This is a genomic window from Flavobacterium sp. HJSW_4 (genome assembly GCF_042436695.1).
Taxonomy (GTDB): domain Bacteria; phylum Bacteroidota; class Bacteroidia; order Flavobacteriales; family Flavobacteriaceae; genus Flavobacterium.
Window position 1 is genome coordinate 1 of record NZ_JBHNPP010000063.1, and the last position, 9,610, is coordinate 9,610.

Below are 9,610 nucleotides of genomic sequence, written 5' to 3' on the forward strand. Positions count from 1 at the left end.
ATAAAAAGCGAAGCGATTCCCATAGTTCCGAAAACTAGTCCAAATTGCGTTCCTTCCCAGTTTTTTGTGCCAAACCAATAATTTCCAATTGTTATAAGCCAGGCTCCCCAAACAAAAAATTGAAGAAAGCTCATTAAAATCAATCTGTTTTTAATCCCCATATGATAAATTTGATCTTTAGTAAAAATAAAGCGGTAAAACTACCATTTAAAATAATATCTGCAAAAAATTATGCTGTTTTAACAACATCATTCACTAATTCTAGAACCGCCGCAAATTGCTCTTCTTTATTTAAGTAAGAATTATCTATCTCTATTGCGTCTTCGGCAATTACTAAAGGAGAATCTTCACGATGTGTATCCATGTAATCTCTTTCGACAACGTTTTTCAAAACTTCTTCATAAGAAACATTATCGCCTTTTTGCTGTAATTCATCAAAACGCCTTTGTGCGCGTGTTTCTGCACTTGCTGTCATAAAGATTTTTAGTTCTGCATTTGGAAAAACGACAGTTCCAATATCTCTTCCATCCATTACAATTGCTTTGTTTGTTCCCATTTCCTGCTGTTGTTCTACCAACTTAGCACGAACTTCTGAAACTGCTGCTACTTTACTAACAAAATTAGAAACTTCAATAGTTCTAATTTGCTTTTCAACATTTTCACCATTTAAATACATTTCTGCAAAACCTAAATCTGAATTAAATTTAAATTCCAGTTTAATGTCAGATAATGCTTGAACCAAAACCTCTTTCTTAAAAAAATCAGCTCCAATCAAATCGTTTTGCATAGCAAAATAGGCAACTGCACGGTACATCGCCCCTGTATCTACATAAACATATTCCAATTCTTTTGCTAATTGTTTTGCAAGAGTGCTTTTACCTGTAGATGAAAATCCGTCGATAGCAATGGTAATTTTTTTCAATTTTTTATTTTTTAATTTTTATTCTTTTAATGAAATGATTTTAATAATAAATACTCATCAAAATATCCGATTCAGAACTATCAATTAGTCGCGATATTCTATCAAAGTATTTTTTGTTAACCATAGGACAGCCAAAACTATTGCAAATGTAGCCATCTTTCTCTTTATATGGAACATCATAATAGTAATGAAAAACAATATCTCTTTTAAAGGCATTACTATTTGTCGCATCTAATCCGTACAGCTTATAGGCTCTGCCAAACTTTCCATAATAATGCTTTCCGATGTAATATTTTCCTAATGAAGTGCTTAATGAATTAGGGACATTGCTAAAACGAAGTTTTCCTTTAATTCCAGTTTCTGAACCAGAACCATGAGCAACCAAACCTTTATCGATAATTTTATTTTCTTTTAAATCATAAACAAAGAAGCGATTTTTTCCTGAACGTATCTTCATATCAATAAAAAAGGCTATTTTATTATTGTATTGGGGATTTTTACTGATAAGCTTTTTTACATCAGCAATTTGAGATTCAATTCTTTTATTTTCAGAAGATAACGAAGTAATTTCTTTACTATCAGATAACAGCAAATACCCCACAAAAAGCGCGAGAATAAAAAGAAATACGATAATTACTTTTTTCATTGATATGATGATTCTGAAAAAAAATACCATCGAAAATTAAATAATTCGACAATAAAAGTTCTTGCTTTTTAATGCTTCTTGGAAATCTTTATTAATAGTAAATATCCATAAGAATATTTGACTTAGAATTATCTATAATCTTTTCTATTCGTTTAAAGAACTGTTCGTTAACCATTGGGCAACCGTGACTATTACTTATATAATAATTTTGTTCTTCATAAGGAACCGCAGAATAATGGTGCAAAACAATTGCTCTTTTTAAAGCATTATCATTGCTTTCTTCTAAACCAGCTAGCCTATATGCTTTTCCGAAAATGCCTTTATAAGTTTTCCCTACAGAATATCTGCCAAGCGCAGTGCAATTGGAATTTGGAGTATTGCTAAATTTAAGCACTCCTCTCACTCCCGTTTCAGAACCCGAACCATGAGCTACAAGACCTTGATCTACAACTTCATTTTTCTGTAAATCATAAACAAAAAAGCGATTTTTTCCCGAAGGAACTTTCATATCAATTAAAAAAACAACTTTTTGATTGTATTTATGATCGGTACTAATCATGTCTTTTATACCAGAAATTCTACTATTAATTCTTTGCATTTCTATAGTAGAAATAGCTTCTTCCTCTTTAAAAGAAAATTTAGATCCCGTAAAAAAGCTTACTGTCATAAACAAAGCCAAATAGAACAGTTTCATGTAATTATTGTAAGTTTAAAGTTAAACCAAAAAGGCTTGTGTTGGCTGCCAAAGTATATCTAGAATAGGAATAATTGAATTTTAGTTTGTTCATTTTCAATCCAAAACCTAATGAAACTCCTGAAAAGTTACGTTGTCCATCTACTCTCAATTCTTCTCCTCTTCTAAAATTATATCCAATACGAAAATTGAATGCTTTTTTAGGAAAAAGCTCAACGCCAAAAGTTACGTGTCGCAAAGCATTATTCACAAAAGAAACCTTCTCTGGACTTGTAGAACCGTCGATATTAGTTTCTCCACGATTAGGATTTGAAAAAGAAATATTCCATTGCTGTAAATTTTCTAGCGAAAGATGCCAGCGAATTGGTACATGTTCCAGTTCTTGCGAAACACCAGCAACGATTTCAAATGGAAGATTTTCTTTAATTCCTGAATAAGTAGTAAACTGCGTACCCATATTTCTAAACACAAGAGCAAAATTCAAATCATTCTGTTCGTTTAAATACAAGAAACCCAAATCAACTGCGCCTCCAATAGAATTATAAGATTCTAAAGTCGAAGTAATTAATTTAGCGCTCGCGCCAATAAAAAAATCGGTATAAGGAACATTGTACGCATATCCGAGTGATAATGCGCCTTCGCTTCCAGTAAAATTAGAAGTAGCCTGACCATTTTCGTCATATCCTTCAAATGTACCGTAGTTTACGTAAGTCACTCCAGCATAAAACGTCTGAAGGTGTCGATCATAAGTATAAGCATACGATCCTGTACCGTAAGAAGCCTCACCATAGTAACTTCCGTAATTTAGTGCCAAATGATTGTCCATATCTGCGTTTATAAGAGCAGGATTTGACATGGCCTGATTAACGTCTTCATCATATATCGTAATAATATCTCCTCCTAATGCCGCTTGCCTTGGCGAAGTAGTCAAATTTAAAAATTGATAAGTGTAGCGGCCTCCAACTTGCCCGAAAGAACTCGAACAAATCAAGACTATAAAAAATAAAACAACTTTTTTAAGCATTAGTTTTTGGCGCACCTATATGGGAATAACGTAACTGCAAATATAAAATTATATAACACTAAAAATAAAGTCAAATAAAAAAATTCCAAATCCCAATGAGAAAATTGGAATTTGGAATTTATAATTTGAAGTTTTTAAAACTTATTTTAATTCTTTAGCGTTTTTAACTTTCTGATCTGTTATTGCTATTGCTAAAACTTCGCTCATTTCTTTTACATAATGAAAACTCAAACCTTCTAAGTATTCTGCTTTGATTTCATCAATATCACTTTTGTTTTCATGGCAAAGAATAATCTCTTTAATTCCTGCTCTTTTTGCAGCTAAGATTTTTTCTTTAATACCACCAACTGGCAATACTTTTCCGCGAAGCGTGATTTCACCAGTCATAGCAAGACTTTTCTTTATTTTCTTTTGTGTTAAAAGCGAAACTAAAGAAGTAAGCATTGCAATACCTGCACTTGGACCATCCTTTGGAGTCGCTCCTTCCGGCACGTGCAAATGGATATTATATTTCTGGAAAAGCTCAGTGCTAATACCTAATTTCTTAGCATTTGCTTTAATGTATTCTAATGCAATTGTAGCAGATTCTTTCATTACAGTTCCAAGATTTCCTGTAATGCTCAATGAGCCTTTTCCTTCAGAAATCAAAGATTCAATAAATAAAATATCCCCACCAACACTTGTCCAAGCTAAACCTGTTACAACACCAGCAGTATCGTTATTTTCGTATTTATCACGCTCTAATCTTGGCACTCCTAAAATCGTTACGATATCTTCATCTGTAACTTTTGTGTTGTACTCCTCTTCCATTGCAACAGATTTTGCTGCATTTCTGATTACTTGAGCAATTTTAGTTTCTAAATTACGAACACCTGATTCTCTAGTATAACCTTCAATGATTTTTTCTAATTGTTTTTTACCAATAGTCAAATCTTTTGCAGTTAAACCATGTGCTTCTAATTGTTTTGGAAATAAATGTCTTTTTGCAATTTCAACTTTTTCTTCAATTGTATAGCCTGACATTTTGATTACTTCCATTCTGTCACGCAAAGCAGGCTGAATTGCAGCCATATTATTTGAAGTCGCAATAAACATTACTTTAGATAAATCATAACCCATTTCAAGGAAATTATCGTAAAAAGCGCTGTTTTGCTCAGGATCTAAAACCTCTAATAAAGCTGAAGATGGATCACCGCTATTTCCGCTAGACAGTTTATCAATCTCATCTAAAATAAATACCGGATTTGATGTTCCAGCCTTTTTCAAGCTCTGAATAATACGTCCAGGCATTGCTCCAATATAGGTTTTTCTATGACCGCGAATCTCCGCTTCATCACGTAAACCACCTAATGAAATACGTACATATTCACGACCTAAAGCTTCTGCAACCGAACGTCCAATTGAAGTTTTACCAACTCCCGGAGGCCCTGTCAAACAGATAATAGGAGATTTCATATCATTTCGCAATTTCAAAACTGCTAAATGCTCAATCATTCTTTTCTTAACTTCATCAAGTCCGAAATGATCTTTATCTAAAATTTTCTGTGCGTGTTTTAAATCGAATTTATCTTTAGAATATTCGCCCCAAGGCAACTCTAAAAATAATTCTAAATAATTTCTTTGAATTCCAAAATCAGGAGACTGCGGATTCATGCGACGCATTTTAGACAATTCTTTTTCGAAATGTTTTTGCGTTTTTTCGTCCCATTTTTTAGTTTTAGCCTTCTGCCCCATTTCGTCCATTTCCTCTTCCTGAGAAACACCTCCCAATTCTTCTTGAATGGTTTTCATTTGTTGGTGAAGGAAATATTCTCTTTGCTGCTGGTCTAAATCAAAACGAACTTTTGACTGAATATCGTTCTTCAATTCTAATTTTTGAAGTTCAACATTCATATAACGTAAAGTCTCTAAAGCACGTTCTTTCAATCCATTTATCGATAAAAGACCTTGTTTTTCTTTTACTGATAAATTCATATTAGAAGAAACAAAATTGATCAAAAACGATTGACTTTCAATGTTTTTGATTGCAAAAGTAGCTTCTGAAGGAATATTTGGACTTTCTTTAATGATTTGAATTGCTAATTCTTTTACAGAATCTAAAATTGCTGTAAATTCAGAATCATTTTCGTCTGGACGTTCTTCTGCAACTTCTTTAATAGTTGCTGTCATGTATGGCTCTTCTGAAACCACTTCCTCAATTTCGAAACGTTTTTTACCTTGAAGAATAACTGTTACGTTTCCGTCAGGCATTTTTAACACACGTAAAATACGCGCTACAGTTCCTACTTTGTGAATATCGTCTTTTGACGGATCTTCGTCTTCTTCATTAATTTGAGAAACAACACCAATGATTTTTTCACCAGCATTAGCGTCATTAATTAATTTAATTGATTTATCTCTTCCTGCTGAAATTGGAATAACAACTCCAGGAAATAAAACAGTATTACGTAAAGGTAAAATTGGAAGCGAAACAGGAAGTTCTTCATTATTCATTTCCTCTTCGTCTTCTGGAGTCAACAATGGAATTAATTCTGCCTCTGAGTCAAATTCTTGAAGTGACAGATTGTCAATAGTAAGTATTTTATGGTTTGACATAATAAAATATAAGTCGTTTTGTCATTAAAAAGGTTATACTATTTGTAAAAAGAGTATAGCTTATTGTAGCTTTTACTGAAAACACGTTACGTATTTCAATTACAAGATAGGCCATAAAAATAGACAATCATTATGCCAAAACAAACTTAAAACTTAAATAATTCTAATTAGTCAATTTTAAAATACAATCCATTTTAAAGTTTAGAAAATAAAAAACCCGAAAATAGATTTTCGGGTTTCAATCATATTATTTATAGATTACTTCAAAGAGTACGAAACTAGTTCTGAAGTTGTAGCTGATGATTCTAATTTTACAATTCCAACATCCTTAGCGATCCAATAAAACGTATCTGATGAAGAATTTTGCCCTTGTGCGCTAGCTTCAATATGCAACTTAAACTTAATGACATTACTATAAGTTACCTCTTTAACTTTTACACTTATTCCTTTTTCTAAAATAGTACCTGTGTAATTTGCATTCATTTTAAGAGATGGAAAACTTGGAATGTTGAAGCTCGTTTCTAGAGAATAAGATCCTTTCCATGTTTGATTTACTTCAAGATAATCCTTAAAAAGAATAAATTCATAACCAGTTGTTTTTCCAGTTATTCCTTCAGAACTGTAGTTCACTTCATCAATAACGATGTAATAATCTCCTTTTACTTTTTTAAGTGAAGCTCCTGCTGTTCCAGAAATTTCGTCAGTTGCTCCAAATAACTGGTTAAATTTATAATAAGTATTACCATCTTTATCAGATGAACTTTGAATTTTCACTGTGCTTTCAGAACCATCTTGGTTGAAAACCCATTGATTACCCACTTTAGAAGGCCAGTAATCTCCTGTAGATTCTCCAGCACTTTCTTTAGAATCATCATTGCTACATGATGTCAACATCAATCCTGTCATAACAAACAGGATTGCAAAGCATTTGTTTAGTTTTCTCATAATTGAATTTGTTTTTGGTGTTAAATTTTTATGTGAAATTATAGCAATGAATACATTATACCTTACGACATTACGTAAAATCAAAAAATATTTTTTATTTTTTTTATCAAAACTGTAACAAACAAAAAAAAGCCAAGTCTATATTAAAAACCAAAAGCCACTACTTGAATATAAACAACCAAAATATCGAAGAACTAATTGCGCTTTGTAAAAACAACAATCAGAAAGCGCAATTTGAAATATACAATCGCTATTGTAAGGCGATGTATAACGTGGCTTTTCGTATTGTAAAAGACGAACATTTTGCACAAGACGTCATGCAGGAAGGTTTCTTAAAAGCTTTTACAAAAATCAATGACTATAAACAAGAAGTGGCTTTTGGCGCATGGTTAAAAAAAATAATCATCAATTATAGTATCGATTTTTACAAGAAAAACAACTCTTTTCAGGTAGAAGATTTAAGTAAACAGCTTTATAAAATTGAAGAAAATGACGGAATTATCTCTGAAAACATTGACTTAAATTCTCTCAAGGTAAAACAAGTTTTGGATACTATCCTGCAGCTGAAAGATAATTACAGAATGGTGCTGACACTTTTTTACATTGAAGGTTATGATCAAGAAGAAATCTGCGAAATTTTAAATATCACATACGCAAATTGCAGAACAACTTTGAGCAGAGCCAAAGATAGTTTAAGAAAAAAATTGGAAGAGATATAAAATGAATTGGAATTATGAAAAATGAAAAAGACAATTTAGACGAATTATTCAACAGATTTGAAAACCAATGGGATATTCAGGAATTAAATTCTGATCATCAAATGGATTTTCTGCAAAAATTAAATAGAAAAGAGCCTAAGAAAAAGTATTGGTTCGCAACTGCTATTGCCGCTTCGATCGTATTGATGCTTGGAATATCTATTTTCTATAAAAATGAAAAACCAAAGGAATTCAAATTTGCTTCTAAAGAAACTAAACGCACCGATTCTATTTTCAATATTCTAATTGACAACGAAATGGTTAAGTTAAAAGAGAAAAGCTCTCCAGAAAATCAGCAGATTATTAATGATGCAATGAATCAGATGAAAACTTTTGACGCTGATTATCAAAAAATCATAAACGAGCTGCAAAAAAATGGTGAGAATAAACAAATTATTTATGCGATGATTAGCAATCTCCAAACGCGTATTTCTTTTTTACAAACCGTTTTGAAAAGAATTGAAGACAACGAAAAACTAAAAAATACTTCTAATGAAAATACACTATAACTTACTAATCTTCTTTCTTTTGATTCCTTTATTAGGGTTTTCAAATGATGACACTTATATCACGAAACAAAAAAATATTAAAAAAACCTATATCGTAAACTCCAATGCCGGAATTGATGTTGATAACAAATACGGAAACATCACAGTGACAACTTGGGACGAAGATAAAATTGATCTTGACATTACAATAAAGGTAAATGGCCCGAATGAAAATTGGGTAAACGAACGATTAAATAGTATCGACGTAGATATTACTGCGCTTAAAGGATTGGTTTCTGCAGTAACGAAATTGGGAAGCTCTAATGTAAAAAGCAAAGGAAGCAACAACAGTTTTGAGATCAATTATGTGATTAAAATTCCGAAAAATGGATCTATTAAATTGATCAATAAATATGGAAATATTTCTGTTCTAAATGCTGAATCTTCTACAGATATTGATTGCAAATACGGAAAAGTTGTTTTAGGAAAATTAAATGGTTCTAACAATCAAATCTCCATTCAATATTGTCAAAATTCAAGCATTGATTATATGAAAACTGGAAATATTGATGCGAAGTACTCTAATCTTAAAATTAATGATTCTGGAAATTTGAATCTAAATGCAAATTATACAGATGTCAATATTAATGATGGTCAAAACATAAAGGCTGATTGCAACTACGGAACGCTTAAGTTTCAAAAAATCAATTCTTTGAGCGGTTCAGGAAACTATCTGACTTTTGTTATTGGAGAAATTTCAAGTAACTTTAGCTATGATACCAATTACAGTAAAATCAGTATTGGAACAGTGACTGAAAAAGCTGGAAATATTACGATAAACTCTGGTTACACAGATATTTCAATTGGTTACGTACCAAATTACGCTTTCGATTTTGATATTTCTGCAAGATATTCAAACATCAAACATGATAATGCTTTAGAAATTTCTGTTTCTGAGGTTAAAAGCAATAGCAAAAGAATTGCAGGCTATTACAAGAAAAAAGGTCAGAATAAAATCAACATTAATTCAAACTATGGAAATGTTTCACTAACAAAAAATTAATCATCTAAAAATCAAAACAATGAAAAAGTCAATTTTACTTACAGCATTAAGCCTATTTTTTATCGCGATAAATTGTAACGCACAAACAAAAATAAGCGGAAATGGCAATGTCACTACCGTAACAAGAACTACTGGAGACTATGATGGGATCAAAATCGCTGGATTCTTTGATGTGGATTTAGTAGCAGGAAAAGAAGGAAAAATTATCCTTAAAGGAGAAGAAAATTTATTATCGAAAATTAAAGTCGAAGTTGAAGGAAATGAATTGAAAGTTTATGTTGAGAAAGGAATACAACTTCGTACTAGCATGGGTAAAAAGATAGAAGTAACAGTTCCTTTCGAAAAAATATCAGCCGTTACATTGTCTGGATCTGGTGATGTTAAAAGTAAAAACAAAATTAATAGTGATAGTTTTTCTGCAAAACTTTCAGGATCAGGTAATTTTGATTTAGATGTTGATTCTAGAAGTTTTGAT

The 9,610-nt window shown here is 31.6% G+C and carries 10 protein-coding genes and 1 pseudogene; 4 read left to right on the top strand and 7 right to left on the bottom strand.

Annotation, left to right across the window (positions count from 1 at the left end):
* The 7 genes and pseudogenes from ACE01P_RS24040 to ACE01P_RS24070 form a co-directional block, all read right to left on the bottom strand.
* Positions 1–161: pseudogene (locus ACE01P_RS24040) on the bottom strand (MFS transporter); the annotation flags it as partial.
* Positions 162–229: 68 nt separating this feature from the next.
* Positions 230–922 (bottom strand): (d)CMP kinase, encoded by a 693-nt coding sequence (gene cmk / locus ACE01P_RS24045; protein ID WP_379701596.1) that lies wholly within the window; start codon positions 920–922, stop codon positions 230–232.
* A gap of 40 nt (positions 923–962) precedes the next feature.
* The gene (locus tag ACE01P_RS24050; protein ID WP_379701597.1) at positions 963–1,568 is read right to left on the bottom strand and encodes a murein L,D-transpeptidase catalytic domain-containing protein; all 606 of its coding nucleotides are present in this window, start codon (positions 1,566–1,568) and stop codon (positions 963–965) included.
* A gap of 91 nt (positions 1,569–1,659) precedes the next feature.
* The gene (locus tag ACE01P_RS24055; protein ID WP_379701598.1) at positions 1,660–2,262 is read right to left on the bottom strand and encodes a murein L,D-transpeptidase catalytic domain-containing protein; all 603 of its coding nucleotides are present in this window, start codon (positions 2,260–2,262) and stop codon (positions 1,660–1,662) included.
* A gap of 4 nt (positions 2,263–2,266) precedes the next feature.
* Positions 2,267–3,286 (bottom strand): type IX secretion system protein PorQ, encoded by a 1,020-nt coding sequence (gene porQ / locus ACE01P_RS24060; protein ID WP_379701599.1) that lies wholly within the window; start codon positions 3,284–3,286, stop codon positions 2,267–2,269.
* Between the two features lie 141 nt (positions 3,287–3,427).
* Positions 3,428–5,881 (bottom strand): endopeptidase La, encoded by a 2,454-nt coding sequence (gene lon / locus ACE01P_RS24065; protein WP_379701600.1) that lies wholly within the window; start codon positions 5,879–5,881, stop codon positions 3,428–3,430.
* A 258-nt stretch (positions 5,882–6,139) separates the two neighbouring features.
* The gene (locus ACE01P_RS24070) at positions 6,140–6,826 is read right to left on the bottom strand and encodes a hypothetical protein (RefSeq protein WP_379701601.1); all 687 of its coding nucleotides are present in this window, start codon (positions 6,824–6,826) and stop codon (positions 6,140–6,142) included.
* A gap of 164 nt (positions 6,827–6,990) precedes the next feature.
* Between ACE01P_RS24070 and ACE01P_RS24075 the strand changes: the two genes are divergently transcribed.
* The 4 genes from ACE01P_RS24075 to ACE01P_RS24090 all read left to right on the top strand — a co-directional run.
* On the top strand, positions 6,991–7,545 hold the full coding sequence (locus ACE01P_RS24075; protein WP_379701602.1) for an RNA polymerase sigma factor: 555 nt from the start codon (positions 6,991–6,993) through the stop codon (positions 7,543–7,545).
* 14 nt (positions 7,546–7,559) lie between these two features.
* On the top strand, positions 7,560–8,093 hold the full coding sequence (locus ACE01P_RS24080) for an anti-sigma factor (RefSeq protein ID WP_379701603.1): 534 nt from the start codon (positions 7,560–7,562) through the stop codon (positions 8,091–8,093).
* Positions 8,077–9,135 carry a hypothetical protein gene (locus ACE01P_RS24085; RefSeq protein ID WP_379701604.1) on the top strand — a complete coding sequence of 353 codons (1,059 nt, stop codon included), beginning with the start codon at positions 8,077–8,079 and terminating at the stop codon, positions 9,133–9,135. The genes ACE01P_RS24080 and ACE01P_RS24085 overlap by 17 nt, the downstream gene beginning before the upstream one ends.
* 19 nt (positions 9,136–9,154) lie before the next feature.
* A partial coding sequence (locus tag ACE01P_RS24090; RefSeq protein WP_379701605.1) for a GIN domain-containing protein occupies positions 9,155–9,610 on the top strand: 456 nt, incomplete at its 3' end.